This window comes from Nocardioides luteus, assembly GCF_000960475.2.
Lineage (GTDB): Bacteria > Actinomycetota > Actinomycetes > Propionibacteriales > Nocardioidaceae > Nocardioides > Nocardioides luteus_A.
On the sequence record NZ_JZDQ02000008.1, the window covers coordinates 25,620 to 51,313 of the forward strand.

At 70.7% G+C, this 25,694-nt stretch carries 23 protein-coding genes; 15 read left to right on the forward strand and 8 right to left on the reverse strand.

The genetic code is table 11. The features are described from left to right. The first annotated feature begins 21 nt into the window (after positions 1–21). From UG56_RS06975 to UG56_RS06995, 5 genes are read left to right on the forward strand one after another with little or no spacing between them, the layout of a single operon-like run. On the forward strand, positions 22–993 hold the full coding sequence (locus tag UG56_RS06975; protein ID WP_256206478.1) for a VOC family protein: 972 nt from the start codon (positions 22–24) through the stop codon (positions 991–993). Between the two features lie 9 nt (positions 994–1,002). Next, on the forward strand, positions 1,003–1,968 hold the full coding sequence (locus tag UG56_RS06980; protein ID WP_045550593.1) for a fumarylacetoacetate hydrolase family protein: 966 nt from the start codon (positions 1,003–1,005) through the stop codon (positions 1,966–1,968). Next, complete coding sequence (locus tag UG56_RS06985) at positions 1,965–2,681, forward strand: SDR family NAD(P)-dependent oxidoreductase (RefSeq protein ID WP_071326926.1); 717 nt, start codon at positions 1,965–1,967, stop codon at positions 2,679–2,681. Before UG56_RS06980 ends, UG56_RS06985 begins: the two co-directional genes overlap by 4 nt. Before the next feature lie 27 nt (positions 2,682–2,708). Continuing rightward, positions 2,709–3,881 (forward strand): alpha/beta hydrolase family protein, encoded by a 1,173-nt coding sequence (locus UG56_RS06990; protein WP_045549609.1) that lies wholly within the window; start codon positions 2,709–2,711, stop codon positions 3,879–3,881. Then, positions 3,878–4,882 carry a cyclase family protein gene (locus UG56_RS06995; RefSeq protein WP_045549608.1) on the forward strand — a complete coding sequence of 335 codons (1,005 nt, stop codon included), beginning with the start codon at positions 3,878–3,880 and terminating at the stop codon, positions 4,880–4,882. The genes UG56_RS06990 and UG56_RS06995 overlap by 4 nt, the downstream gene beginning before the upstream one ends. 129 nt (positions 4,883–5,011) lie before the next feature. Here the strand turns inward: UG56_RS06995 and UG56_RS07000 are convergent, their stop codons facing one another. Continuing rightward, a complete protein-coding gene (locus tag UG56_RS07000) occupies positions 5,012–7,498 on the reverse strand; it encodes a DNA gyrase/topoisomerase IV subunit A (protein ID WP_045549607.1) in 2,487 nt (828 codons plus the stop codon). Positions 7,499–7,558: 60 nt separating this feature from the next. Next, positions 7,559–7,882, reverse strand: a complete 324-nt coding sequence (locus UG56_RS07005; protein ID WP_045549606.1) for a winged helix-turn-helix transcriptional regulator — start codon at positions 7,880–7,882, stop codon at positions 7,559–7,561. A 42-nt stretch (positions 7,883–7,924) separates the two neighbouring features. Here UG56_RS07005 and UG56_RS07010 point away from each other — a divergent pair, with 42 nt between their 5' ends. Further along, positions 7,925–8,500 carry a carboxymuconolactone decarboxylase family protein gene (locus tag UG56_RS07010; protein WP_045549605.1) on the forward strand — a complete coding sequence of 192 codons (576 nt, stop codon included), beginning with the start codon at positions 7,925–7,927 and terminating at the stop codon, positions 8,498–8,500. A gap of 139 nt (positions 8,501–8,639) precedes the next feature. Here the strand turns inward: UG56_RS07010 and UG56_RS07015 are convergent, their stop codons facing one another. Genes UG56_RS07015 through UG56_RS07025 form a run of 3 tightly spaced genes read right to left on the reverse strand, consistent with a single transcriptional unit; the run spans position 8,640 to position 13,725 of the window. Beyond that, a complete protein-coding gene (locus UG56_RS07015; RefSeq protein ID WP_045549604.1) occupies positions 8,640–11,423 on the reverse strand; it encodes a bifunctional YncE family protein/alkaline phosphatase family protein in 2,784 nt (927 codons plus the stop codon). Beyond that, a complete protein-coding gene (locus UG56_RS07020; protein WP_045549603.1) occupies positions 11,420–12,778 on the reverse strand; it encodes an ABC transporter permease in 1,359 nt (452 codons plus the stop codon). Before UG56_RS07020 ends, UG56_RS07015 begins: the two co-directional genes overlap by 4 nt. Further along, positions 12,775–13,725 carry an ABC transporter ATP-binding protein gene (locus tag UG56_RS07025; protein ID WP_045549602.1) on the reverse strand — a complete coding sequence of 317 codons (951 nt, stop codon included), beginning with the start codon at positions 13,723–13,725 and terminating at the stop codon, positions 12,775–12,777. The genes UG56_RS07020 and UG56_RS07025 overlap by 4 nt, the downstream gene beginning before the upstream one ends. Positions 13,726–13,958: 233 nt before the next feature. Between UG56_RS07025 and UG56_RS07030 the strand changes: the two genes are divergently transcribed. Then, the gene (locus UG56_RS07030) at positions 13,959–14,186 is read left to right on the forward strand and encodes a type II toxin-antitoxin system VapB family antitoxin (protein WP_045549601.1); all 228 of its coding nucleotides are present in this window, start codon (positions 13,959–13,961) and stop codon (positions 14,184–14,186) included. Here the strand turns inward: UG56_RS07030 and UG56_RS07035 are convergent. Next, positions 14,180–14,482: an ArsR/SmtB family transcription factor gene (locus UG56_RS07035; protein ID WP_045549600.1), complete on the reverse strand. Its 303-nt coding sequence runs from the start codon at positions 14,480–14,482 to the stop codon at positions 14,180–14,182. The two genes, UG56_RS07030 and UG56_RS07035, sit on opposite strands and share 7 nt — an antisense overlap. 71 nt (positions 14,483–14,553) lie before the next feature. On the opposite strand from UG56_RS07035, the gene UG56_RS07040 reads away from it, so the two are divergent. From UG56_RS07040 to UG56_RS07070, 7 genes are all read left to right on the forward strand, one after another. Then, the gene (locus UG56_RS07040; RefSeq protein WP_045549599.1) at positions 14,554–15,444 is read left to right on the forward strand and encodes a TIGR03620 family F420-dependent LLM class oxidoreductase; all 891 of its coding nucleotides are present in this window, start codon (positions 14,554–14,556) and stop codon (positions 15,442–15,444) included. Positions 15,445–15,501: 57 nt separating this feature from the next. Further along, entirely contained in the window at positions 15,502–18,204 is a 2,703-nt protein-coding gene (locus UG56_RS07045; protein WP_045549598.1) for a bifunctional acetate--CoA ligase family protein/GNAT family N-acetyltransferase, read from the forward strand. 34 nt (positions 18,205–18,238) lie between these two features. After that, positions 18,239–18,823, forward strand: a complete 585-nt coding sequence (locus tag UG56_RS07050) for a DUF5998 family protein (RefSeq protein WP_008361736.1) — start codon at positions 18,239–18,241, stop codon at positions 18,821–18,823. Between the two features lie 7 nt (positions 18,824–18,830). Next, positions 18,831–19,955 (forward strand): alkaline phosphatase family protein, encoded by a 1,125-nt coding sequence (locus tag UG56_RS07055; RefSeq protein WP_045549597.1) that lies wholly within the window; start codon positions 18,831–18,833, stop codon positions 19,953–19,955. 136 nt (positions 19,956–20,091) lie between these two features. Then, positions 20,092–20,718, forward strand: a complete 627-nt coding sequence (locus UG56_RS07060) for a pyridoxamine 5'-phosphate oxidase family protein (RefSeq protein WP_045549596.1) — start codon at positions 20,092–20,094, stop codon at positions 20,716–20,718. Positions 20,719–20,734: 16 nt separating this feature from the next. After that, on the forward strand, positions 20,735–21,370 hold the full coding sequence (locus UG56_RS07065; RefSeq protein WP_084100662.1) for a CGNR zinc finger domain-containing protein: 636 nt from the start codon (positions 20,735–20,737) through the stop codon (positions 21,368–21,370). A gap of 10 nt (positions 21,371–21,380) precedes the next feature. Continuing rightward, positions 21,381–22,037, forward strand: a complete 657-nt coding sequence (locus UG56_RS07070; protein ID WP_045549595.1) for a thymidine kinase — start codon at positions 21,381–21,383, stop codon at positions 22,035–22,037. Positions 22,038–22,069: 32 nt separating this feature from the next. Here UG56_RS07070 and UG56_RS07075 read toward each other — a convergent pair whose 3' ends face one another. Continuing rightward, on the reverse strand, positions 22,070–23,737 hold the full coding sequence (locus tag UG56_RS07075) for an alkaline phosphatase D family protein (RefSeq protein WP_071326927.1): 1,668 nt from the start codon (positions 23,735–23,737) through the stop codon (positions 22,070–22,072). A gap of 155 nt (positions 23,738–23,892) precedes the next feature. Then, positions 23,893–25,161, reverse strand: coding sequence for a septation protein SepH (sepH, locus tag UG56_RS07080; RefSeq protein ID WP_084100695.1), 1,269 nt, complete (start codon positions 25,159–25,161; stop codon positions 23,893–23,895). On the opposite strand from sepH, the gene UG56_RS07085 reads away from it, so the two are divergent. Continuing rightward, positions 25,064–25,693, forward strand: a complete 630-nt coding sequence (locus UG56_RS07085) for a trimeric intracellular cation channel family protein (protein ID WP_052694261.1) — start codon at positions 25,064–25,066, stop codon at positions 25,691–25,693. The two genes, sepH and UG56_RS07085, sit on opposite strands and share 98 nt — an antisense overlap. Position 25,694: the final 1 nt, after the last annotated feature.

Below are 25,694 nucleotides of genomic sequence, written 5' to 3' on the forward strand. Positions count from 1 at the left end.
TGCCTCACGAAGGAGAACACCGTGACCATCATCGACCCCGCCGCCGAGACTCCGCCCGCCGAGCGGCTCATCACCCACCTGCGCCACGTCGACCTGGCCGTGCCCGACTACGAGCGGCAGCTGGAGTTCTACACGAGCACCTGGAAGCTCAAGGCGGAGACCACCGACTCCGGCCTGGCGTTCCTGGCCGCCGAGGGCTCCCCGGAGCAGTACTCCGTGCGCCTGCGCCGCTCCGACGACAAGCGCCTGGACCTGATCGCCTTCGGTGCGGCCAGCCCGGCCGACGTCGACGCGATGGCCGAGCGGCTCGGTCGCGCCGGCGTGCAGCTCGTCAGCGAGCCCGGCCCGGTGCTCACCCCGGGCGGCGGCTACGGCTTCCGCTTCTTCGACAACGACGGGCGTACGGTCGAGGTCTCCTGCGATGTTGCCGTGCGTCAACATCGCAGGATCGAGGAGGGGGAGTCGGTCCCGGTCAAGCTCTCTCACGTCGTCATCAACTCGCCGAACCCCGAGCAGACCGTGGCGTTCTACCAGCGCCACCTCGGCTTCGCGCTCTCCGACACCCTGATGCACCCGCGGCTGGGCTCGATGATGTGGTTCCTGCGTACGAACACCTTCCACCACAGCCTCGCGATCGCCCGCGGTCCGCACGTCGCGCTGCACCACGCCTCCTTCGAGATGCGCGGCCTGGACGAGTACATGCGCGGCACCGGACGGCTGCTGCGCGCCGGCGTGGAGAAGATCTGGGGGCCGGGGCGGCACCTGGCCGGCAACAACACCTTCAGCTACTTCCTCGACCCGCACGGCAACACCATCGAGTACACCACCGAGCTCGAGGAGCTCGCCGAGGACACCTGGCACCCGCACCTCTACGACTTCAGCGACCCCGAGGTCACCGACCAGTGGGGCACCGCCAACCCGATGAACGAGCTGATCGCCGGCAAGTCCTTCAACGACCCGGACAAGGGCGTCTTCGTCGCCCCGCCGGTCTGAGGAGGGACGATGAAGCTCGCCACCTTCCGCGACCCGGACCTGAAGCTGCCGCGTGTCGGGCTGGTCACCGGCGACGCCCTGCACCCGTTCGCCGTCCGGCACTCCATGCGCTCGCTGATCGCCGCCGGGCGCGACGTGCTCGACCGTGCCGCCGACCACGCCCGCGCGGCGACCCCCTTCGACCTCGCCGAGGTCCAGCTGCTGGCGCCGCTCGAGCCGGCCTCGGTCCGCGACTTCGTCGCCTTCGAGGAGCACGTCGAGGGCGTACGCCGCTCGGTCGACGGCGCGGCCGGGGTCCCCGGTGCCTGGTACGACGCCCCGGCCTTCTACTTCACCAACCCGCACGCGATCCTGGGGCCGGATGCCGAGGTCCCGTTCCCGGCGTCCTGCGAGGCCCGGGACTTCGAGCTGGAGGTCGCCGTCGTCGTCGGCGCCGAGGGCCGGTCGGTCGCGTCCGAGGAGGCCGGGACGTACGTCTTCGGCTACACGATCCTCAACGACTGGTCGGCCCGCGACCTGCAGGGCCGCGAGATGCAGGTCGGTCTCGGGCCGGCCAAGGGCAAGGACTTCGCGACCACGCTCGGGCCGTGGATCGTGACCGCCGACGAGCTGGAGCCGTACCGGGACGAGGACGGCTTCCTCGACCTGCTGTGCACGGTGTCGGTCAACGGCACGGAGGTCGGCCGCGACCGCCTCTCGAACATGGGCTGGACCTTCGAGACGATGATCGCGTACGCCTCCCGCGACTCCCGCGTGGTCGCCGGTGACGTCCTCGGCTCGGGCACCGTCGGCAACGGCGGGTGCCTGGCCGAGCTCTGGGGCCGTCGTGGCGTGCAGGAGCCGAAGCCGCTGCAGCCGGGAGACGTGGTCACCCTCGAGGTCGAGGGCATCGGCACGCTCGCCAACACCGTCGCGATCGCACCACCCGCGCCCGAGCTGCCGCCGGCGTGCCGCCACGACCCGGTGGCCCGATGAGCGGGCTGGCCGGACGCACGGTCGTCGTCACCGGAGCGGCCTCCGGGATCGGGGCCGCCGTGGCGTCCGCCGTGACCGCGGCGGGCGGGACCGTGGTCGGCCTCGACCGCGAGGCCGCATCCGGCGTCCGAACCTTCGATGTGCGTGACGAGGACAGCTGGGCGGAGCTGGCCGCCGAGCTCGCCGGGCCGGTGCACGGGCTGGTGAGCTGTGCCGGCGTGACCCGGCGGGCCCGGGTCGGTGCCGCGAGCGTCGCCGACATGCGGGACGCCCACGACGTCAACGTGCTCGGGCCGTTGCTCGGGATCCAGGCGCTCGCGCCGCTGATGCCGGCCGGCGGATCGATCGTCACCATCGGGTCGCTCGCCGCCCTGCAGGGGCACTACCCGGTGGCCTACACCACCAGCAAGTGGGCCGTTCGCGGGCTCACGCACACCGCGGCGCTCGAGCTGGGGGAGCGGGGGATCCGCGTCAACGCCGTCCACCCCGGCTTCATCGAGACCGCCATGACCGCCTCCGCGCCCGCTGCGTTCCGCGACGCCTCGGTCGCCGCCACCCCGCTCGGCCGCGTCGGCACGCCCGAGGAGGTCGCGTCGGTCGTGGTCTTCCTGCTCGGCGACGGGGCGGCGTACGTCACCGGCGCCGAGCTCCCCGTCGACGGCGGGGCCGCCTCCCATGCCGGCGCCAAGGCCGTCTCCGACGCCCTGCGCTGAGATCCATCACAACCAAGAGGACATGAGATGTTCGAGTACTTTCCCGGCAACTACGTCTGGAACCTGGGCGTGGTCGCCACGCTCAACTCCGGCGGCCTGATCGACGAGGTCGACCGCGCCTGCCGGCCGCTGCGCGAGCTGGCCGCGCAGGGCTCCGACGTCGGCACCGCCGAGTTCATGGCCGCCTGGCGGCGCGTCGCCGACCAGCTCGAGGAGCAGGCCGGCGAGGCCGAGAAGGCCGGCCACCGGCGTACGGCCGGGCAGAAGCTCTTCCGCGCCTCCGTCTACGTCTCCCAGGCCGAGCGGATGCAGAGCGCGAAGGACCCCGGCCGCAACGCCGAGTACCAGCGCAGCGTCGACCTGCTCGTCCGCTCCTTCGAGCTGCTCGACCAGCCGACGACGAAGGTCGCCATCCCGTACGTCGAGAACGGCCGCGAGACCAGCCTGCCCGCCTACTTCCACCCGGCCGGCCGCGACGGCGAACCGGCGCCGGTGATGATCGTGTGGAACGGCCTCGACTCGACCAAGGAGATGATGGTCAGCGCGGGGGTCCACACCGAGCTGGCCGCCCGCGGCATCTCCACGCTGATGGTCGATTGCGGTGGTGCCGGGGAGGCGCTGCGCCTGGACGGTCTCACCGCGCGCGTGGACACCGAGGCCTGGGCCGCGGCCTGCGTCGACTGGCTCGAGACGCGCTCGGACGTACGCGCCGACCGGATCGGGCTCGTGGGCTGGTCGCTCGGGGGCTACTACGCGCCCCGCGCGGCGGCGTTCGAGAAGCGGCTGGCGCTGTGCGTGGCCTGGGGTGCCAACCACGACTGGGGCGCGGTGCAGAAGCGCCGGCTCGACCGCGAGGGCGAGAACCCGGTGCCGCACTACTGGGACCACGTGCTGTGGGTGTGGGGTCAGCCCGACATCGACACGTTCATCGAGTTTGCCGAGTCGATCAAGCTCGACGGTGTGGTCGAGAAGATCACCGTGCCGTTCCTGATCGCCCACGGCGAGAACGACCGCCAGATCCCGCTGTCCTATGCGCACCGGTCCTACGACCAGGCGGTCAGCAGTCCCAAGCGAGAGCTGCGGATCTTCACACCCGAGGAGGGCGCCACCGAGCACATCGGACTGGACCACCTGCCGCACGTCATGGGCTTCGTCGCCGACTGGGTCGCGGACACCTTCGCCGAGCTGGACGCGTCATGACGGGGTTGGACCGCACCGATCCCGAGGGTGAGATCGCGAAGACGGTCGCCCGGGTCTCCAACTGGGGACGCTGGGGCGAGGACGACGTCCGCGGCACGATGAACTTCCTCACCGACACCAAGCGGGTCGAGGCCGCGGGGCTGGTGCGGACCGGCCGGTCCTACTCGCTCTCGCTGCCCTTCGACATGGACGGGCCGCAGAACGGCTGGCGGCGGCGTACGAACCCGGTGCACACCATGCTCGACACCGGCACCGACGCGGTCGCCGGTGTCCAGGGCTTCCCGCACGGGATCGGCGGCGCCGACGACGTCATCGCGATGCCGCTGCAGTGCTCGACCCAGTGGGACGGGCTGGGCCACATCTTCGACCACGGGCGGGCCTGGAACGGCCGCCCGGCGGAGTCGGTCGTGACCTCGCTGGGCGACGGCGTCACCGGGATCGAGACGGTCGCCGACGTGGTCTGCGGCCGCGGGGTGCTGCTCGACGTCGGCCGCGCACTCGGCGCAGAGCTCGACACGGAGCTCGGCACGGACGGCGAGCTCCCCGACGGCTTCGCGATCACCGAGGAGCACCTGGAGCGCACGATCGCCGCGCAGGGATCGGCCGTGGGACGCGGCGACATCGTCGTCGTACGCACCGGCCAGCTCACCCGGGCCCGCCGCGGCCTCGCGGCGGGCGAGGGCTGGGGCGGCTATGCCGGGGGACCGGCGCCCGGCCTGTCGTTCACCACCGCCGACTGGCTGCACCGCACCGAGATCGCCGCGATCGCCACCGACACCTGGGGCTTCGAGGTGCGGCCCAACGAGTTCGACGACGCCTTCCAGCCCCTCCACCAGGTCGCGATCCCGCACCTCGGGCTGTTCCTGGGTGAGATGTGGGACCTCGACGGCCTGGCCTCCGCCTGTGCTGCGGACGGCCGCTACGACTTCCTGCTCACCGCCGCACCGCTGCGAGTCACCGGGGCCGTAGGTGCGCCAGTGAACCCCATCGCGCTGCGCTGACGCCGAGGAGTCGATTCCTGACGCCGAGGGGTCGGTTCCTGACGTCGACGGGTCGATTCCTGACGTCGAGGAGTCGATTCCTGACGTCGGAGAATCGACTCCTCGCGGTCAGAAACTGACTCCTCGCGGTCAGAAATCGACGTCTCGGCGGATTATCTGTGGGCGAGGGGGGCCGGCTACGGCGTCGATGGGCTGCTCGAGTGGGACTCCGGAGCCGTCGCGGCGGGGGTCGATCTCGGGCAGGTCGATCGGTGCGCCCGACGCTGCAGCCGCCATTGCTGGGGCGGCACCGACCCAGGCGAAGACGATCGAGTCCTCACCCTTGAGATACCGGTGAGCGCGTACGCCGCCGGTGGCCCGGCCCTTGGCCGGGAACTCGCTGAACGGCGTGGTCTTCACGCTGCCGGTCTCGGTGCCGGGCAGAGCGCTCGAGGACCCGGCGACGGTGACGACCGCGGCACCCTCGGGGGCGTCGGGGGAGACGACGCCGAAGAAGACGACCTTGGACCCGTGGGCCATCCGGACCCCGGCCATGCCGCCGGCGCTGCGGCCCTGCGGGCGCACCGTGTCGGCGGGGAAGTGGAGGAGCTGGGCGTCGGAGGTGACGAAGACCAGCGACTCGGTGCCGGTGCGCAGCTGAGCCGCGCCGACGACCTCGTCGCCGTCGGCCAGCTTGATGACCTCCCACTCGTCCTTGTTGAGCAGCACCTCGGGGTTGACCCTCTTCACGACACCGAGGCGGGTGCCGAGCGCGATGCCCGGTCCGTCGGTGGCCAGCGTGGTCAGCGCCAGTGCGCGCTCGTCGGACTCCAGCGAGAGCAGCGCGGACAGCGGCAGGCCGCCGGACAGGTTCGGGTCACCGGCGGTCGGCGGCATCGCCGGCAGGTCGAGCACCCCGAGACGTACGAGACGGCCGCGGGAGGTGAGCACGCCGATCTGGCCTCGGACGGTCGCCGGGACCACCGAGACGATCACGTCGTGGTTGGCTCGCGCCGACCCCGTGGAGAACGGCTCGGCGTCGGAGGAGCGCGCCAGCAGCCCGGTCGAGGAGAGCAGCGCGAAGCACGGGTCGTCGGCGACCTCGAGGCTCATCGCCTCCAGCGCCGGGGTCCCGGCCGAGGCCAGGAGCACGGTGCGGCGTGGCGTACCGAACGTCTTGGCCACCTCGGCGAGCTCGTCGGAGACGACCTTCCGGAGCATCTCGTCGTCGCCGAGGATCGAGTCGAGGTATTCGATGGTGGCCTGCAGCTCGTCGCGCTCCTTCTCCAGCTCGATCTTGGAGAACTTCGTCAGCCGGCGCAGGGCCATGTCGAGGATGTACTCCGCCTGCGGCTGGCTCAGGTCGAAGACCGACATCAGGCGCTCGCGAGCCTCGCCGGCGTTGTCGGAGGCGCGGATCAGCTGGATGACCTCGTCGATGTCGAGGATCGCGATCAGCAGACCCTCGACCAGGTGCAGCCGGTCGGCGGCCTTGTCGCGGCGGAACTGCGAACGGCGGCGGACGACGTCGTAGCGGTGGCCGAGGAAGACCTCGAGCAGCTCCTTGAGGCCGAGGGTGCGCGGCTGGCCATCGACGAGCGCGACGTTGTTGATGCCGAAGGAGTCCTCCAGGGGCGTCATCTTGTAGAGCTGCTCGAGCACGGCCTCGGGCACGAACCCGTTCTTGACCTCGATGACGAGGCGGGTGCCGTGCTGACGGTCGGTGAGGTCCTTGAGGTCGGCGATGCCCTGGATCTTCTTGGACTGCACCAGCGTCTTGACCCGCTCGATGATCTTCTCGGTGCCGATGTTGAACGGCAGCTCGGTGATCACGATGCCCTTGCGGCGCCCGAACGTCTCGATCCGCGTGGTGGCGCGGATCTTGAAGGAGCCTCGGCCGGTCTCGTACGCATCCCGGATCCCGTCCAGGCCGACGATGGTGCCGCCGGTGGGGAGGTCGGGGCCGGGGATGAACTTCATCAGCGTGTCGAGCTCGGCGCCCGGGTGCTTGATCAGGTGGCGCGCGGCGGCGATGACCTCGATCAGGTTGTGCGGGGCCATGTTGGTGGCCATACCGACCGCGATGCCCGTGGCGCCGTTGACCAGCAGGTTGGGGATCGCCGCGGGGAGCACGCTCGGCTCCATCTCCCGCGAGTCGTAGTTGGGCCGGAAGTCGACCGTGTCTTCCTTGATGTCATCGGTCATCGCCAGCGCGGCCGGGCCCATCCGGGCCTCGGTGTAACGCATCGCCGCAGCGGGGTCGTCGCCGCCGGGGGAGCCGAAGTTGCCGTGCCCGTCGATCATCGGCAGCCGCATGGCCCACGGCTGCGCCATCCGCACGAGCGCGTCGTAGATCGCGCCGTCACCGTGCGGGTGCAGCTTGCCCATCACCTCACCGACGATGCGGGCACACTTCACGTGGCCGCGGTCGGGACGTACGCCCATGTCGTTCATCGTGAACAGGATCCGGCGCTGCACGGGCTTGAGGCCGTCGCGGGCGTCGGGCAGCGCCCGGGAGTAGATGACGGAGTAGGAGTACTCCAGGAAGGAGGACCGCATCTCCTCCCCGATGTCGGTGTCGAGGATGTGCTCCTCGAAGTCGTCGGGGAGATCCTGGGTGGTCTTGCCGCGTGCCATAAGGGGCATTGTCTCGAATCCCTGTGCGAGCGCGCCACCGGGCTCGCCGTAAGGGTGCGGTCAGTGGTCTGCGGACCACTCCTCGGCCCAGGCGTCCAGGGGCGCCATCAGGTCGAGCAGGCTCCTGCCGTCGTCGGTGAGGTCGTAGCCGCCGGCATGGGTCACCAGGCCGGCCTCGCTCAGCTCATGGAGCCGAGCGGTCAGCACGCTCGAGGACATCCCGCCCGCGGCGTGCTGCAGCTCGCGGAAGGTCATGGCCTGCCCCTCGCGCAGCTCCCACAGGACCCGGAGCGCCCAGCGGCGACCCAACAGGTCGAGGAGCACCATGATCGGCCGTCCGGTCCGGGAGCCTCGGACCGGGCGGCCAGGCATGGGTGTCGTCATATTTGCTTTCCTTTCCGAAGCGCCGACGCTAGCATCCAGGCCATGCCTCTGAAATCGAAGCAGCCTCGGGTCGACCCTGTGCACCCGCCTTACGACGAGGACACCCAGGCCGCCCTGGACCTCCTCGGTCCGCCGATCCAGCTCTTCCGCGTCATGGCGAGGCGTCCCGAGCTGGCTCGCGGCGTGGCGGGCTGGGGCCGCCACTACTTCTCCCGGCGCTCGGCGCTGACCCTGCGGCAGCGCGAGCTGGTCATCGACCGCACCACGGCACTCTGTGGAGCCGACTACGAATGGGGCGTCCATGTCGCCCACTTCGCCGAGAAGGCCGAGCTCGATCCGGCACAGCTCGCCTCGCTCGCCCATGGCCTGCCCGACGACCCCTGCTGGACGCCGACCGACCGCGCGGTTCTTCGGGCGGTGGACGAGCTGCACGCGGGTGCCGACATCAGTGACGTGACCTGGGTCGCGCTGATCGGCGCGACCGGCGAGGACGCCGCAGTCGAGCTGACCCTGCTCGCCGGCTGGTACCACGCGATCTCGTTCGCCGTACGCGCCCTGCGGCTGCCCCTCGAGCCCGGCACCGAGGCCCTGGCCGCCGTGGGCGGGGACCGCTCGTGAGCATCGCCGAGACGCCCGAGCCGTACACGGCCGTCATCTTCACCTCGCAGCCCCGGGGCGAGAAGAGCCCCGGGTGCTCCGGCCCGTCACCTGTTGGTAGCGGGGCCGAAGCGCCCGGGACCCTCTCCTCAGCGACGGATCAGTCGACCTCGGCGCCCGGAAGTGCCGCGCCGGGCACCTCGTCGGGGAGGTAGATCTTCTTGTCGCCCGGGTAGGGCAGCTGCCAGTGGTGGGCGTCGTACCAGGTGTAGCGGTTCATCAGCTCCGGGTTGGCGTAGTCGGGTGCGGCCGAGACGTCACCCCTGGTGGTCAGGCGCTGCTTGCTCGCCCACTTCTGCCACTCCTCCGAGTAGGAGACGTACGCCTCTGGGGTGCTCCGCGGGGCCACGGCCTGCGGGCCGGTGGGCTCGTCGAGACCGCACTCGGGCGGCGTCTTGATGCCCTCGGTCAGGGAGATCCGGTTGGGGACCGCCTCGAACGGGGTGAAGTCCGGCTTGACCTGGAACGCGTCGAACATCGGGGTGGCCGCGGCGACCTTCTGGTTCAGCGGCTCGGCACCCAGGATCTGCTCGATGGTGCGGATCATGCTGATCTGGGAGTAGTAGGTCGAGACCGTCTTCCCGTGCGCGGCGTACGGGCTGATCACCTGGATCGGTGCCCGGTGGCCGTCGACGTGGTCGGCGCCGTTCTGGGAGTCGTCCTGGACCACGAAGATCGCGGAGTCCTTCCAGTACTTGCTGTGCGAGATCTCCTCGACGATCCGGCCGACGGCGAGGTCGCCGCTGGCGACGTTCGACCGGGACGAGACCGGGCCGCCGGTGTGGTCGTCGGAGAGCCAGACCATGTTGAAGTCCGACGGACCGTTCGTGCGGAAGTCCTGTTTCCAGATCTCGGCCCGGTACAGGTCGGGGATCTGCATGTCGAACGGCGGCGCGGTCGGCACGGTGATGTCGTTGAGCGAGGGGATCGGCGAGCCGTAGTCACCCTTGAGCTCGGGAGAGGTCAGCTGAGCGGGGTCGCCACCCTCCTGGACCGACTTGGTCGCGCAGTAGTATTGCTGCCAGGTCCCCGAGGGCTTCCCGGTGGTGTAGATGAACTCGCCGAAGTTCCGTGCCGAGTGGCCGGCGTCCTTGATCGCGGTCCACAGGAATCCCGAGCGCTGATGGCCCAGGACGTCCTCCTCGGTGTCGTAGCTGCGGATGTACTCGCCGGCGCTCGACTCGGTGTACTCCGGGTTGTCGCCCTGCATGATCCAGTTGTGACCCTCGGCCGAGTTGGTGCCGGTGTCGTAGGTGTTGTCGTAGAGCCCGAACTGGCGCGACAGCGCATGGGTGTTCGGGGTGACGTCCTCGCCGAACTGGGCCAGCGACGGGTCCCCGTTGCCTTCGGGCTGGTCGCCGTGGATCTGGTCGTAGGTGCGGTTCTCCTTGACCAGCATGAACACGTGCTTGATCGTCGAGGGGTCGCCGATCCGCTTGGGCACCGCGACCGGCGAGACGTTGCTGCCCTTCACGGCGTGCTTGACGTCGGAGTCCGCGCCGCCCCAGCCGTTCTGCTTGAAGACCTGCGGGGTGTACGTCGCCTTGATCTCGGCATCGCTCGGCAGGGTGAAGCGGGTCAGCGAGGCGGTCGTGCCGTGGGTGCCGTGTCCCTTGACGACCGGGACCTCGGGGCCCTTGTTGAAGGTGATCTCCGGGCCACGGGCGTCGATGCCGCGGCGGTTGGCCACGTAGACCTTTCCACCGACGGGAAAGACGTCCTCGGGGTAGTAGTCGGTCGGGACCAGGCCCACGTAGCTGACCGGGTCGAGGGCGCTCGCGCCGAGCTTGTAGACCGCGATCGCGTTCGCGCGCCCGAGGCTGACCAGCAGACGTCCCTCCTGGACGGCGATGCCGGTGGGCTCGTAGCCCACCTTCGAGCTCTGCCACGGCTGGGCGGAGATCGTCTGGACGACCTTGTCGGTCGCCACGTCGACCACGGAGATGGTGTCGTCGTTGGTGTTGGCGACGTAGAGGGCCTTGCCCTGCACGTGCATGGCGGTCGGGTGCAGGCCGACCTCGATCTGGCCCACGGGCGCGCCGGCGTCGGCGGTGTCGATGACGCTGAGTACGCCGGTGGTCGAGGTGCCCTTGTGCGGGTCGGCCGGCACCTCGGTGCCGTAGGACCCGATGGTGTCCTCGCCGGCGTGGGCCGTGCGGCCACCCTCGTCGCTGACGTACAGCTTGGTGCCGACGAACCGCAGCTGGCGCGGGGCGATGCCGACCGGCCAGGTCCGCTTCACCGTGCCGTCGGCCGGGTTGATCGCGACGACCGAGTTCTGACCGTTGGCCGCGGCGTACAGGGTGGACCCGTCAGGGGAGAAGGCCATCCCGGCGGTCAGCGCCTGCCTGCCGTCGACGTCGGGGAGCGCGATCTTGGAGCCGGTGCCCGGCTTGCCGTCCGCGTTCACCGGGAACCGGGTGATGCCCTTGGCGTTCGGCATGAACAGGAACGCGCCGTCGGGGGAGTAGCGCGGACCCTCCTGGCCGACGGTGTTGTCCGGCAGCTTGGCGTCCACGCCGGAGGCGGTGCCGCCGCGCCAGATCAACTTGTAGGTCTGCAGGTCGAAGATCTGCAGCGAGACCGAGCGGTCGTTGGCGGTCGCCGCCAGGAACCGCCCGTCGGGGCTGACCGTCGAGCCCATGAACTTGCCGTACTCGGTCATCAGCCGGTCGCCGAGGGGCTTCAGGATCTGGTTGGAGGAGATCTGCAGGCCGTCGGCGTACTCCTGGCCGACCAGGTTCTCGCCGAACCCGGCGGTGGTGCCGTACGCCACGCCGCCGGTGACCGCGAGCGCGAGTCCACCAGCGAGCGCGGCGACCGTGCGGCGCCGTGACGGGAGCCGACGGGACCGCTTCACAACGCGGTTGCGCGTGATGTTCATTCCTGTCCTTTCGCTTCAGCAAGCAGGTCGACGAGCCCGTCGAACTGCCACAACGGGTTCGGCGCGTCGCCCGTGGGGGTGCGAACCTGGAAGAACCCGTTGACTTCCTTGGGGCCGTCGCCGTCGGCGGTGAACCGACCGTCGGGCAGCACGTCGAGCTGGTAGATCGCGTTGCCCTCGGCGGTCGCGCCCGGCAGGGTCCAGGTGACGACGCAGCGCCAGTCGGCTCCCGGTCCGGCGTCCTCCACCCGCTCGCCGCCCTTGTCGCAGGCCGCGGTGGCGTGGAGCTCGCCCTCGGTGACGACCGGGCGGCCCAGCCGCTCGGTCTGCAGGACGTACAGGTGCGAGAAGGAGGTGGAGAGGGCCGACTCCAGCTTCACGCGCTCGACCCCGTTGCCGACGGCGCCGGTCGCCGCCGCGATGACGCCGGTCGAGACCACGGCCAGGGCGACCAGCGGGGCGAGACCGACCAGGGCGAAGCGGCTCGCGTTGCCGTCGAAGGCGATGTTGGTGAAGTCGCGACGGGTGAAGATCCGGTAGGCGAGAAAGGTCGCCAGGGCCGTCCAGGCGAGGCTGACCGCGATCCCGATCCACAGCGCGGAGAGCTGAGCGGGCTCGGTGGTCAGGCCGCGGTAGGAGAGGAAGGCGTTGATCGGCAGCGCCATCCGCAGAGCCACCGGGATCGGCAGCAGCTGGACGCCTTCGAGCACGAGGGCGACGGCGACCGGCATGAGCAGCCCCAGTGGCGAGCGGCCGAGGGCCACCGAGCCCAGCAGGCCGACGGCCGAGAACGCCAGCGTCGGCGGTACGACGCTCAGCCAGGCCAGCGCGATCGTGCGGGCCAGCGCCGCGGAGGAGAGCTGGTGCCCGTCCAGGCCGGGCAGCGGGTGGGCGCCGACGGAGAGCACGCCCCCGACGACCGAGGAGAGCGCCAGCGCGGCGAGCAGCACCAGGGTGGCGGTCAGCGCCGCGAGCGTCTTGGCCCAGAAGATCCGACGCGGCGAGCGTACGGCGATCAGCAGGTGGCGCCAGGTGCCGAGCCGGTCCTCGGCGGCGAAGATGTCACCGGCGACGACGGAGGTGAGCAGCGGCAGCGCGAGCGTGCCCATGAAGACCAGGATCGTCAGCGAGCCGGCCCAGCCGGACTGGTTCATCAGCCGGCCGTAGACCGCGTCGGCGGGCAGCGTCGTCTGCCGGCTCACCACGGCGGTGTAGATCGCCGGGGCCAGCAGGCAGGCGAGGAGGACCACCCGCAGGCGCCACTGCGAGACCAGCTTCACCATCTCGAAGCGGTAGCCGCGCCGCAGGGCCACGGGCTCGGTCCGGCGGGGCTCGTCGAGAGTGAGGGCGGTCATCGGGTGAGCTCCTGATCGTCGGCGCCGGTGAGGGCGAGGAAGGCGGCCTCGAGCGGGGGCACGACCGGGCCCAGCTCGCGGATGGCCGCGCCGGCCCCGACGAGGCGCCGGACCAGGTCGTCGATCTCGGCCTCGTGGCCACGTACGACCAGGGCCGGCTTGTCGCCCGCCGCCTGCTTGCGGCCGGCGACGAGGGTCAGAGAGGTCTCCTCCTCGGCGATCCGCCGGGCCTCGGCCGGGTCGCTGGTGACCAGGCGGTAGTCGAGCTCGCCGCTCTCGGCCTCGAGCTTCGAGACCGGGCCCGAGAACACCACGCGGCCGGTGGCGAGCAGCGTCACCTCGTCGCACAGCGCGGCCAGGTCGTCCATCCGGTGGCTCGAGAGGATGACGGTGGCGCCCGAGTCGGCGAGGTCGGTGAGCACCTGGTGGACCTGACGCTTGCCGACGGGGTCGAGCCCGTTGGCCGGCTCGTCGAGGATCAGCAGCCGAGGCTTTCCGAGCAGGGCCGCGGCGAGCCCGAGCCGCTGGCGCATCCCGAGAGAGAAGCCGCGCACGGTGTCGTCGGCGACCTCACCGAGACCCACCCGGTCCAGCAGGTCGTCGATGTCGCCGCTCGCCCGGACCTCGCCGCGCAGCGATGCCAGCGAGGTGAGGTTCTGGCGGGCGGTGAGGCCGGGATAGGAGCCGGGCGAGTCCACGAAACCCGCGACGCCGTGGGCGACCGAGAGCACGTCCCCGCTGGGCACACCGAGGATCTCGAGCGTCCCCTTGTCGGCCACCGACAGGCCGAGCAGCAGGCCCAGTAGCGTGGTCTTCCCGGCCCCGTTCGGGCCCACCAGGCCGTGGATCTGTCCTGCCGGCACGTCGAGATCGACATCCTCGAGAGCGATCACGTCGCCGAAGATCTTGGTGAGACTGCGCGCATGCACGGCCGCGCGAGCTGACATCGGGGCTCCTCTGGGACGACAGGACCGCGCGCCGCCGAGGCGGCGCGCTGAGCATTTCCCGAGAAGTCGAAGCTACGAGTGACGGGTGACGGGGCCGCCCGACTTGGGCGAACGGTCAGGAAATGCGGGATGGCAGCTGGCGGGACCCCTCAGGCCCCTTTCGTACGCCGCGCAGCCGCGTACATTGGAGGGGTCCGGAGTCACCGGTTCAACGCACATGGAGGTGCTTGAAGATGGCTGTCACCCAGATCGAACTCGATGACGAGCTGCTCGCCGAGATCCAGCGGATCTCCGGCGCGACCACACCCCAGGAGGCGGTGGAGTTCGCCCTCCGCGAGCTCGTCATCCGCAACCACGAGGGCGACGCTCCCAAGCATGCCCAGAAGCTGGCGCGGAACTGGGACTACGACGGCTGGCGGGTGCTCAACGAGCGCGACCGCGCCAACGTCGTACGTCACTGATCGAGCACCAGGTCGAGTAGCCCGGGGAACCGGCGGTCGAACTCGTCGCGCACCAGCCGGTTCATCCGCCGGTTGCCCTCGTCGCGCTGCTCGAGGAGACCGGCGTCGACGAGGGACCTGAAGTGATGGGTCAGCGTCGACTTCGCCACCGGGAGGTCGAACTGACCGCACGCGATCGTCCACGGGTCGGCGTCGGCCAGCTGCCGGAGGATCGAGCGGCGCACGGGGTCGCCGACCGCATCGAGGGCGCGCTGGAGGTCTGAGTCGGCTGCCGGGGTGCGGGAATCGGTTGACATGTTCGATCTCCGTCGTACAAGGTTGGGATGTTCGATCATCGTCGAACATAGTCGATCGGAGGGATTCCGGCATGCCCGACCAGCAGAAGGTGGACGAGCTCAAGAAGCGGCTCACGTCGTACGGGGTGTGGACCGGTGCGCGGCAGTGGACGGACCTCGGCCGGGCCCGTGAGGTGGCGGCCGAGGTGGAGAGCCTGGGGTACGGCGCGATCTGGGTCGGGTCCTCCTCGATGCCGTTCGCGCTGCACGAGGCCCTGCTCGCCGGCAGCACCGACCTGCTCGTCGTGACCGGGATCGTGAGCATCTGGGAGAACCCCGCGGCCGCGGTGGCGGCCCGCTACGCGGAGCTCGACGCGACGTACGGGGGCCGGTTCGTGCTCGGTCTCGGCAACAGCCATGCTCAGCAGGTCGGCGAGCAGACGTACGTCAAGCCGTACAGCCGAACCGTCGCCTACCTCGACGAGCTCGACGCTGCCGGCACGGTCCCGGAGGAGGGTCGGCTGCTGGCCGCCCTCCGTCCGCGCATGCTCGGCCTCGCCGGCGACCGCACGGCCGGCGCGCACCCCTACCTGATGCCGCCGGAGCACACCGCGCACGCACGGGCCGTGCTCGGAGCGGGACCTCTGCTGGCGGCCGAGCAGAAGGTGGTCCTCGAGACCGACCCGGCACGCGCCCGCGCCGTCGCGCGGGAGCGCCTGTCGATGTACCTCGGCCTGCCCAACTACACCAACGCACTGCTGGACTACGGCCTCGTGCCGGAGGACTTCGAGGGCGAGGGCAGCGACCGCTGGGTGGACCTGGGCGCCGCCTGGGGCGAGGAGCATGCGGTGGCGGCCCGTCTGCATGCTCACCGTGACGCCGGAGCGGACCACGTGCTGGTCCAGGTGCTCACCGAGCGGGGCCTCTCCGATCTGCCGCTGCCCGAGTGGCGCAGGCTTGCGAGCGCTCTCCAGCTCCCGTGACGATCCGGCAGGGCTCGCCATGAGCGTCGACCTGGGACCAACCGCTAGATTTCTCTCGTGACCGCGCAGCAGACCCCGCCGTACCCCTCCCACTGGGAGGCGGACGTGCTGCTGCGCGACGGTCGGACGGCTCACATCCGGCCGATCCGGTCGGCGGACAAGGACCTGCTGGTCGACTTCTACGACCACCGGGTCAGCGACGAGTCGAAGTACTACCGCTTCTTCTCGCCGATGCCGCACCTCTCGGCCCGGGACGTCGCGCGCTTCACCGAGGTCGACCACAAGGACCGGGTCGCGTTCATCCTCACCCTGAGGGGCCGGATGATCGCGGTCGGGCGCTACGACGTGGTCAAGCCCGGCGAGGCCGAGGTCGCCTTCCTCGTCGAGGACGACTACCAGGGGCGCGGGATCGCGCAGATCCTGCTCGAGCACCTCGCCCAGGCGGGACGCGAGCGTGGGGTCACCAAGTTCACCGCCGACGTGCTCCCCGACAACGCCCGGATGATCCAGACCTTCCGCGACGCCGGCTACAAGGTCGCCAGCGTCTACGAGGACGGCGTCATCTCGCTGCAGTTCGGGATCGACGTCACCGACACCGCGGTCGGCCGCCTCGCCCTGCGTGAGCACGAGGCCGAGGCCGCCTCGATCCACCGCTTCTTCAACCCGCGCTCGGTCGCGGTCATCGGCGCCAGCCGGCGGCAGGAGACCGTCGGTCAGGCGCTCGTACGCAACCTGGTGATCGGTGACTTCACCGGCCGGGTCTACATGGTCAACCCCAGCTCCAGCGCGGTCAGCGGGATGCCCGCCTACAAGAGCGTCCAGGACATCCCCGACGACGTCGACGTGGCGATCGTCGCGGTGCCCGCTGACGCCGTGCAGGACGTCGTGCTCGACTGTGCCGCCAAGGGCGTGCACGGGCTCGTGGTCATCTCCAGCGGCTTCGCCGAGACCGGCGAGGAGGGCCGTCAGCGGCAGCGCCGGCTGGTGAACCTGTCCCGCTCCTACGGGCTGCGGCTGATCGGGCCGAACGCGCTCGGCGTCATCAACACCGACCCGCAGGTCAGGATCAACGCGAGCCTCGCCCCGACGATGCCGCCACGTGGTCGTGCCGGCTTCTTCTGCCAGTCCGGTGCGCTCGGCTCGGCGATCCTGGAGAAGGTCAACAACCGAGGCCTGGGCCTCTCCACCTTCGTCAGCGCCGGAAACCGCGCCGACGTCTCCGGCAACGACCTCCTCCAGTACTGGGAGGAGGACGTCTCGACCGAGGTCGTGATGATGTACCTCGAGTCGATCGGTAACCCGCGGAAGTTCTCCCGGATCGCCCGCCGCGTCTCGCAGCGCAAGCCGATCGTCGCGGTCCGCTCCGGGCGCACCACCCAGGGTGTGCCTATGGGCCACGCGGTGCGGAAGATCAGCGCCCCGCCGGCGGCCGTCGACGCGATGTTCCGCCAGGCCGGGATCATCCAGGTCGACACCCTCGACGAGATGTTCGACGTCGCCCAGCTGCTCGCCCACCAGCCGCTCCCGCGCGGCCGGCGGGTGGCCATCGTCGGCAACTCCGACGCCTTGGGGCTGCTGGCCGCCGACGCCGCCGTCTCGGTGGGGCTGCAGGTCAACAAGCAGGTCCCGCTGCCCACCGAGCCCTCTGCCGAGGACTTCGAGGACGCGCTCGACGCGGCCATCGACGACCCCGAGGTCGACGCGGTGATCTCGGTCTACATCCCGCCGCTCAACGTCTCCGGCGAGGAGATCGCCAACGTGCTCGCCGCGGTGGGGGAGCAGTCCGACAAGCCGCTGGTCACCAGCTTCCTCGGTGCCGAGGGTGTGCCCGAGCTCCTGCGCGTCCCCGACGTCGCCGGCTCGACCGCCGGTCGCGGCTCGGTGCCGTCCTACTCCTCGGTGGAGTCGGCCGTGCGCGCGCTGGCCAAGGTCGTGGAGTACGCGGTGTGGCTGCGCTCCGCCGACGGCGAGACGCCGTGGCTCAGCGCCGAGGAGTGCGACCCGCGGACCGCGCGCAAGATCGTCACCGACGTGCTGGCCGCGCGCCCCTCGGGTGGCGAGCTGAGTCGTGAGGACCTGACGATGGTGCTGGCGGCGTACGGCATCAAGCTGTGGAACACCCACAAGGTCACGACCCTCGAGGAGGCGATCTCCGCCGCGGAGGACCTCGGCTGGGACGTCGTGCTCAAGGCGACCGTGGAGAGCGTGCGGGAGCGGCCCGACCAGGCCCACGTCGTACGCAACATCGACGACGTCGACGAGATGACCGAGGCCTGGGAGCTGATCACCAGCCGGATCCCGCCCGAGACCGGCGGGTTCGCGGTGCAGCGCACCGCTCCGCCGGGCGTCCCGGTCACGATCCGGTCGATGGAGGACCCGCTCTTCGGGCCGGTGGTCTCCTTCGGCATCGCCGGGCCGATCACCGAGCTGCTGGCCGATCGCGCCTACCGGATTCCGCCGCTGTCGCAGCGCGACGCGGCCTCGATGGTGCGCGAGATCAAGTCCGCGCCGATGCTCTTCGGCTACCGCGGCGGCGACATGGTCGATGTCGACGAGATCGAGCGGCTCGTCCTCAAGGTCGCCCAGCTGCAGAACGACCTGCCCCAGATCTCCTCCCTCGACCTGTCCCTGGTCCTGGTCGGCCTGGAGTACTCCGCCGTCCTCACCGCCAGCGCCAGGGTCGACCTGGTCGCCGACCCGCGGTCCGACTGGTTCGTACGCCGTCTCAACCCTGCGGTGGGCGACACCCTTCCTGGCTAGGCGGCCTGTGGCGGCCCATGGAAGGATGGGGACCATGAGCACCCGCACCGATGATCTCGACCGCGCCGACGACCTGCGCGCCGAGATCGACCGCACCGGCTACTACCCCGAGGTGGTCGCCGACTGCGTCGCGTCCGCCGTCGCGGGGGAGAAGGTGTCCTCCTTCTTCCTCCACCACGAGCCGACCTTCGACCGTGACGAGGTGCGCCGCCACCTCTCCGTGCTGGTGCTGACCCCGACGCGGCTGATCCTGGCCCACACCGACGAGCACGCCGGCGACGACCTGCTGCCCGAGCCCTACACCTCGACCTCGACCGAGGCCGTGCGCATCGACTCGGTCAACTCCGTCGTGGTGACCCGGATGATCACCAACCCGACCAAGGGGTCCAGCAAGCCGGCCGAGGTGGTCATGACCATCGGCTGGGGTGGCGTCAACCGGGTCGACCTGGAGCCCGCGGGCTGCTCGGACCCCAACTGCGACGCCGACCACGGCTACACCGGCGTCCTCACCCCCGACGACTTCTCCCTGCGCGTCTCGGCCGCCGCCGACGGTCACGACTCGGTCGCCCGCCTGCTCTCCTTCGCGGAATCGCTCTCGGCTCGCACCCACAACCGGTGAGAGCAGGGTGACCGGGTTTCTCGCCCCCGCCTACGGGGAGCGCTCACTGGGTGATGTCCTGCCGGCGGTCGCCGCCGCCATGGGCGTCCCGTTGGGCACCTCGGAGGCGAGATCCGGTCTCGAGCTTCCGTCGGCGGCTGCGTACGTCGTCTTCCTCGTCGACGGGATGGGCACCAACCTGCTGCGGCGCTACGCGCACGCGGCGCCGTTCCTGGCCTCGCTGAGCGAGGACCAGGAGGCCGGTACGGCCGGGGTGCCCTCGACGACGGCCACCAGTCTGACCTCGTTCGGGACCGGGCTGACGCCCGGCGGCCACGGCCTGGTCGGCTACACCTCCCGGATCCCCGGCACCGAGCATCTTCTCAACGCGCTGCAGTGGCGCAAGGACGTCGACCCGGTCGAGTGGCAGCCCAACCAGACGGTCTTCCAGCGGCTGGGCGAGGCCGGGGTGCCGGTCACGGTGATCAACAAGCGGGCCTTCGGGGGCTCCGGTCTGACCATCGCCGCCCACCGGGGCGCGGAGTTCGTCGGCGCCGACCGGGTGGGGGAGCGGATCGCCTCGGCCGTGGCGCTGTCGCGGGTGCCGGGATCGCTGACCTACCTCTACGACGGCGACCTGGACTGGACCGGCCACAAGTACGGGGTCGCCTCCTCGCCGTGGCTGCAGCAGCTCTCCATGATCGACGCCGAGGCCGAGCAGCTGCGCGACGCCCTCGACCCGTCCGTACGCCTGCTGGTGCTCGCCGACCACGGCATGGTCGACTCTCCCGCCACCTCCCGCACCGACATCGACGACTTCCCCGAGCTGCGCCACGGCGTCGCCCTGGTCGGCGGTGAGGCCCGCTTCCGCCACCTCTACTGCTCCCGTGGCGCGGTCGACGACGTGGTCGCGACCTGGGCGGAGACGCTGGGCGACAAGGCCGAGGTGATGACCCGGGAGACCGCGATCCGTCGTGGCTGGTTCGGACCGGTCACCCCGTCGGTGCTGCCGCGGCTCGGCGACGTCATCGTCGCCTCCCACGGTGAGCATGCGGTGGTCTCGACGAGCCTGTTCCAGTACGAGACGACGCTGGTCGGGCTGCACGGGTCCCTGACGCCCGACGAGATGCTCATCCCGCTGCTCGTCTCCTAGCCGGGAATGATCCTCGCCATCTAATGGTTGCTGCATGACTATCCATTAGGGACACGTGCCGTGTCCGGCGGGAGAGGTGTGTCATGGGCGAGCACAGGATCGAGCACGGATTCGAGCACAGGATCGAGGGTCGGCGATGACCGGGCACTACGGGCAGGTCGCGTTCACGCCACTGGTGGCGGAGCACCAGGCGATCCACGGGAGCGCGGCGGCGTACGCGCGCATGGCCGAGGTCGACGGCGTGCCGGACCGGATCGGCAGGGCCGAGGCGGCGTTCATCTCGTCGCGGGACAGCTTCTTCCTGGCCACGGTCAGCGAGACGGGGTGGCCCTACGTCCAGCACCGCGGCGGGCCGCCCGGATTCCTCAAGGTCGTCGACGAGACCACGCTGGGGTTCGCCGACTTCCGCGGCAACCGGCAGTACATCACCCGCGGCAACCTCGACCACGACGAACGGGTCTCGCTGTTCCTGATCGACTACCAGCTCCAGGCCAGGATGAAGATCTTCGGTCGCGCGCGGGTCGTCGAGCCCGAGGACGATCCCGAGCTGGTCGCCTCGCTCGCTCCGGTCGGTCATCCGGCACGGGTCGAGCGCGGGATCCTGATCGACGTCGAGGCGTACGACTGGAACTGCAAGCAGCACATCCCGCAGCTGGTGCCCCTGGCGGTCGCCCGGAACACCGTCGCGGAGCTGACCGAGCGGATCAGCGAGCTCAAGGCTCAGCTTGCTGCCGCGCGCGGCGGGCTAACGGCCGAGGCCTAGACTGACCATTAGAACGATGACGGAGGAGACGCCCGTGGAGCTGCAGGTGCCGGTGCTGTACCCGACCCAGCCCCGGGCCGTACGCCTCATGAACACGATCTGGGCCGACCGGACCTCGGTCCACGACTCGCTGGAGAGCAAGGCGCATCTGCGGGCCTGGGCCGGGGAGGCTGGGCTCGGGCACCACGAGGACCTCGGCGAGCACGACCTGGGCCGGGCGCAGGCGTTGAGGGACGCCCTGCGCCGGCTGGCCGCGGACGTGACCGGCGACAGCCGGCCGCACAGCGTCCCGGAGGGGATCGGCGCCGAGGCGGCGCTGGCCGTGCTCAACGAGTTCGTCTCCCACTGCGCGCCGGTCCTGCGTCACGGCCCGCAGGGTGGCTACGTGCGCGAGTGGCTCACCGACGGCTCCGGCCTGCAGCGCGAGCTGAACCTGGTCGCGCTGGAAGGCTCCGAGCTGCTCACCCGGCAGCCGCCCCAGGAGCTGAAGGCGTGCGGCGGCCCGGGCTGCGTCCTCTACTTCGTCCGCGACCACCCCCGGCGTGAGTGGTGCTCCGCGGGCTGCGGCAACCGGGCCCGGGTCGCTCGCCACTATCGACGGAACACGTCCAGCCACGAGGGTCCCGCCACGCGCCGCGGCGCGGACCACTAGGCTTCCGCGAGTGGCTGAGCTGACCTTCTGGACCGGGACGATGGACGCGGGGAAGTCGACCCTCGCCCTGCAGACCAACCACAACCACGCGGCACGCGGCAGGGTGGGGCTCATCTTCACCGCCCACGACCGCTCCGGCGAGGCGGCGGTCACCTCGCGGCTGGGGCTGACCCACGACGCCATCGAGGTCACCGACGACTTCGACTTCTGGCGCCACGCCGTCGACGCGCTGACCCACGGTGCCCGGATCGACTACCTCATCTGCGACGAGGCCCAGTTCTACACCCCCGAGCAGATCGAGGCGCTGGCCAAGATCACCGACGAGCTGCAGATCGACGTCTTCTGCTTCGGCATCCTCACCGACTTCCGCACCCGCCTCTTCCCGGGCGCCGCCCGGCTGGTCGAGCTCGCGGACCGCACCGAGGTGCTGCAGGTCGAGGCGCTGTGCTGGTGCGGCAAGCGCGCCACCCACAACGCCCGGGTCGAGGACGGCGTCATGGTCACCGAGGGCGACCAGGTCGTCGTCGGCGACACCGACCGTGAATCCGGCACAGCACCCAGCGCGGTCTCCTACGAGGTCCTCTGCCGCCAGCACCACCGCCGCCGCCTGACCGCGGCCCGGGCCCAGTCGGTCTCCCTGGTGCCCGAGCCGCTGCCGTTCGGCTGATCGCCGCGCCGCTCGACCGGCGGTAGCGGTGGTCAGTGGTTGAGCGTCGGCATGGGCACGTCGGCGTACCTCGTCCCGACGGCGGCGTTCTGGGTGTCGAGCTGGACGCCGGGGCGGCCGTTCTCGACGACGTACGTCGCGCGGGTGGAGATCGGGGCGCCGCGGCGCTGGACGTACGGCACCACCCGGAAGTCGCTGGAGAACTCCTCGGGCGTGACCGTGACGCGTACGTAGCCGCGCTGGCTGTTGAAGAACTTCAGGTGGTCGTTGGCGCGCAGCAGGCTCTCGCCGCCGGTGGTCATGTCGGCGCCGTCGCCGCCGCTGGCGATGGAGGTGCCGACGAACTCGCTGCCGACGACGGCCGACTCGGGGTCGTCGTAGTCGGCCAGCAGGTTGCTGGCGTAGTTGTGGTGCCGGTCGCCGGTGATGACGACCAGGTTCTCGATACCGCTGGCGCGGGCGCCCGCGAGGAGCCGGTTGCGGTTGGCGATGTAGCCGTCCCACGGGTCCATGTAGAGGGTCTTGGCCTCGGTCTCGTCGAGATCGGTCTCGGCCATCGGCGCCTGGTTGGCGAGCACCTGCCAGCGGGCGGTCGAGAGCCGCCAGTTGCGCTGCAGCCACGCCTCCTGCTCAAAACCCATCATCGAGCGCGACGGGTCGTAGATGTCCGGCGTCAGGTCCGGGGAGGCGGGGTCGGACCCGTCGCCGTAGGCCTGGTCGTCGCGGTACTGCCGGGTGTCGAGCACGTTGAAGTCGACCAGGTCGCCGTAGCGCAGGCTGCGGTAGATCTGCATGTCCGGGCCGTCCGGCAGCGCGCTGGCCCGGAACGGCAGGTGCTCGTAGTAGGCCTGGAAGGCAGCCGTACGCCGCGGCATCCACAGGTCGCCCTGCGACTGGCTCCGCTCCTCGGGGGTCTCGTCGGCCCAGTTGTTCTCGACCTCGTGGTCGTCGGGCGCGACCACGAACGCGTGGGCCTGGTGGGCGGCCATCAGGCCCGGGTCGGACTTGTAGAGGCCGTACTGCAGGCGGTAGCGCGCCAGGTCCAGGGCCTCCCCGCCGACGGCGGGGGAGACCGGCGTGTTGCGCCAGTTGTTCTCGGCGGTGACACCGGACTCGTACAGGTAGTCGCCCAGGTGGAAGACGACGTCGAGGTCCTCGTCGGCCAGATGCCGGTAGGCGGTGTAGAAGCCGTGGCTGTAGAGCGCGCAGGAGGCGAAGGCGAAGCTCATCTGGCGAAGCGAGGAGCCGTACGCCGGGGCCGTCCGGGTGTGGCCGGTCTGGCTGACCTCGCCGGCCGCCATGAAGCGGTACCAGTAGTCGCGGCCGGGGCGCAGGCCCCAGACCTCCGGGTGGACCGAGTGGCCGAGCTCGGGGGTCGCGGTGACCGTACCGGCCTTCACGACCTTGCGGAACGCCGGGTCCTCGGCGACCTGCCAGCGCACCTTGAACGGGATGGCCGGCATGCCGCCGAGCCCGTCGGGGGCGAGGGGCTCGGGGGCGAGCCGGGTCCACAGGACGATCGAGTTGGGGAGCGGGTCGCCGGAGGCGACACCCAGGGTGAACGGGTAGCCCGAGAGCGGCTTGGCTCCCAGGGCCGAGACCGCTTCGGCGGGGATCGAACCGGTCCCCATCATGACGGCTGCGGCGAGGGTGGATCCGGTCACGAACGTACGTCGGCTCAACGGGACGGGCAGGAGCATCGAGGCCTCCGAGAAGGGGTGGGAGAGCTGCCTCCACCCACTTCATCGGCGGCGCGTGAACGCCGTCCGTCGCCTGTCCGACACTGGTCGGTCGGCTCCCCAACGCATCACGGACCGGCCGATGGCCGGTCCGTGAACGTGGTGTGAGGAGTCTGCTAGTCCTGCTTGCCGCCGCCGAACATGATCTCGTCCCAGCTCGGCACCGAGGCCCGCTTGCGACGCGCGGAGGACTTCTTGGCCGGCTTCGGCTGGGCCTCCTCGGCGGGCTCCGGCTCGACCTCGGCGGCCGGTGGTTCGACGACCGCCGGCTCGGCGACGGGCTCCGGCTCGGCCGGGACCGGTGCCTGCTTCTCCGTCGGGCTCTCGTCACCCAGGAACGCCTCGAGCGGGGTGTCCACGTCGAGCGGGGCCGACGGTGCGGCCTTGGCCGCCGGGACCGGCTTGGGAGCCGGGGGCGGGGTGGCCGGTGCGGCGGGGCTCTTCGCGCGGCGCCGGCGGGCGGCGAGCATGTCGTCGGTGACGACCGGCTCCGGCTCGGGAGCCGCGGCCTCGAGCTTCTCGCCGGTCAGCCAGCGGGCGTCGTCGTTGTCGAGCTCGACGTAGTTGCCGGGGGCGTCGTAGGTCAGCTCGGCGATGCCGGAGCGCTCGGGGGTCTCGTACTCACCGGTGAGCTTCCAGCGCCCGTCGGGACGCCGGTAGGAGTCCCAGTTGACCGTCTCGGGGTCGATGTACATCGTCTGGAAGTGGGCGCTGACGGCCTCTCCCAGGGTGCGGGCGGTGCTGGCGGCCTCACCGGGCCGACGGCGTACGGAAGCCTGCTGGGCACGCTGCGCCATGTGCTCGCGCTCGGCGAGGACGGGACCGGCGAAGGCCAAGATCTTCTCGACCGTGGTGCCGGCGACAGCGGCGACCTCCTCGGCACTCTCGCCCGCACGGATACGGGTCTGAATGTCACGGGGCCGCAGGCTGCTGCTCGGGGTCTTGTTCACGGTTTGCTCCGATCGGCGGGTCGACACAGCCTCGAGTGCTGCACGGAGACGGTCGTCGATGTCGGCGGTGTATTCACGATCCTCGTCATCGACGAGAAGCATGCGTAGACCATCGTCACTGACCGAGATGAGCCGCAGAAGGACGGGACCAGCCTCATCCGGAGCCTGCTCTTCGAGCTGGCCCGGAGTCAGGGGTAATCCTTCGGCCGACATCCTCTTCTCAATTCTAGAAACGGTTGTGACGACCCTACGCCACTGACCGTCATCGTATGGGGTGCCCATGCCGCGAGGCCGTGGCATTTGGGGTTTTCGGGACGAACGAGGCGACCATTTGTCGGTGGAACAGACGCTGACCCTCCTTGTGCTCGACCTGGTCGGGTGCTTCGTCTTCGCCCTCTCCGGTGGCCTGATGGCGGTCCGCAAGGAGCTCGACATCTTCGGCGTGATCGTCCTCGCCTGCGTCACCGGCCTTGGTGGCGGCTTCCTGCGCGACATGGCCATCGGTGCGACGCCCGTCGCCGCGCTCTCCGACTGGCGCTACCTGGTGGTGCCGATGACGGCCGGTCTGCTGACCTTCTTCTTCCATCCCGCGCTCGGTCGCCTCGAGCCGCTGGTCAACGTCTTCGACGCCCTCGGCCTGGGTCTCTTCGTCATCGCCGGGGCGGTCAAGGCCCTCGACTTCGGGCTCTCCCCGCTCGCCGCCGCGGTCATGGGCCTGGCCACCGGTGTCGGTGGCGGCGCTCTCCGTGACGTCCTCGCCGGCCGGGTTCCGATCATCCTGCGCCGCAGCGTCTTCTACGCGATCCCGGCCTTCGCCGGTGCCTCGGTCGCGGCCTTCGGTCTGTACGCCGCGCTGCCGGCAAGCCTCGCCATGGCCGCCGCCTTCATCGTCTGCTCCGGATGGCGGCTGTTGGCGATGTGGCGGCACTGGGAGGCTCCGCTGCCGCGGGGCTCCGCGTCGGTCTGAT

What these genes read in the sequence shown, in the direction of transcription:
- UG56_RS06980 (WP_045550593.1), top strand. Translation starts at nt 1,003, where the DNA reads ATGAAGCTCGCCACCTTCCGCGACCCGGACCTGAAGCTGCCGCGTGTC.
- UG56_RS06985 (WP_071326926.1), top strand. Translation starts at nt 1,965, where the DNA reads ATGAGCGGGCTGGCCGGACGCACGGTCGTCGTCACCGGAGCGGCCTCC.
- UG56_RS06990 (WP_045549609.1), top strand. Translation starts at nt 2,709, where the DNA reads ATGTTCGAGTACTTTCCCGGCAACTACGTCTGGAACCTGGGCGTGGTC.
- UG56_RS06995 (WP_045549608.1), top strand. Translation starts at nt 3,878, where the DNA reads ATGACGGGGTTGGACCGCACCGATCCCGAGGGTGAGATCGCGAAGACG.
- UG56_RS07000 (WP_045549607.1), bottom strand. Translation starts at nt 7,498, where the DNA reads ATGGCACGCGGCAAGACCACCCAGGATCTCCCCGACGACTTCGAGGAG.
- UG56_RS07005 (WP_045549606.1), bottom strand. Translation starts at nt 7,882, where the DNA reads ATGACGACACCCATGCCTGGCCGCCCGGTCCGAGGCTCCCGGACCGGA.
- UG56_RS07010 (WP_045549605.1), top strand. Translation starts at nt 7,925, where the DNA reads ATGCCTCTGAAATCGAAGCAGCCTCGGGTCGACCCTGTGCACCCGCCT.
- UG56_RS07015 (WP_045549604.1), bottom strand. Translation starts at nt 11,423, where the DNA reads ATGAACATCACGCGCAACCGCGTTGTGAAGCGGTCCCGTCGGCTCCCG.
- UG56_RS07020 (WP_045549603.1), bottom strand. Translation starts at nt 12,778, where the DNA reads ATGACCGCCCTCACTCTCGACGAGCCCCGCCGGACCGAGCCCGTGGCC.
- UG56_RS07025 (WP_045549602.1), bottom strand. Translation starts at nt 13,725, where the DNA reads ATGTCAGCTCGCGCGGCCGTGCATGCGCGCAGTCTCACCAAGATCTTC.
- UG56_RS07030 (WP_045549601.1), top strand. Translation starts at nt 13,959, where the DNA reads ATGGCTGTCACCCAGATCGAACTCGATGACGAGCTGCTCGCCGAGATC.
- UG56_RS07035 (WP_045549600.1), bottom strand. Translation starts at nt 14,482, where the DNA reads ATGTCAACCGATTCCCGCACCCCGGCAGCCGACTCAGACCTCCAGCGC.
- UG56_RS07040 (WP_045549599.1), top strand. Translation starts at nt 14,554, where the DNA reads ATGCCCGACCAGCAGAAGGTGGACGAGCTCAAGAAGCGGCTCACGTCG.
- UG56_RS07050 (WP_008361736.1), top strand. Translation starts at nt 18,239, where the DNA reads ATGAGCACCCGCACCGATGATCTCGACCGCGCCGACGACCTGCGCGCC.
- UG56_RS07060 (WP_045549596.1), top strand. Translation starts at nt 20,092, where the DNA reads ATGACCGGGCACTACGGGCAGGTCGCGTTCACGCCACTGGTGGCGGAG.
- UG56_RS07065 (WP_084100662.1), top strand. Translation starts at nt 20,735, where the DNA reads ATGACGGAGGAGACGCCCGTGGAGCTGCAGGTGCCGGTGCTGTACCCG.
- UG56_RS07075 (WP_071326927.1), bottom strand. Translation starts at nt 23,737, where the DNA reads ATGCTCCTGCCCGTCCCGTTGAGCCGACGTACGTTCGTGACCGGATCC.
- sepH (WP_084100695.1), bottom strand. Translation starts at nt 25,161, where the DNA reads ATGTCGAGCTCCTTGCGGACCGCCATCAGGCCACCGGAGAGGGCGAAG.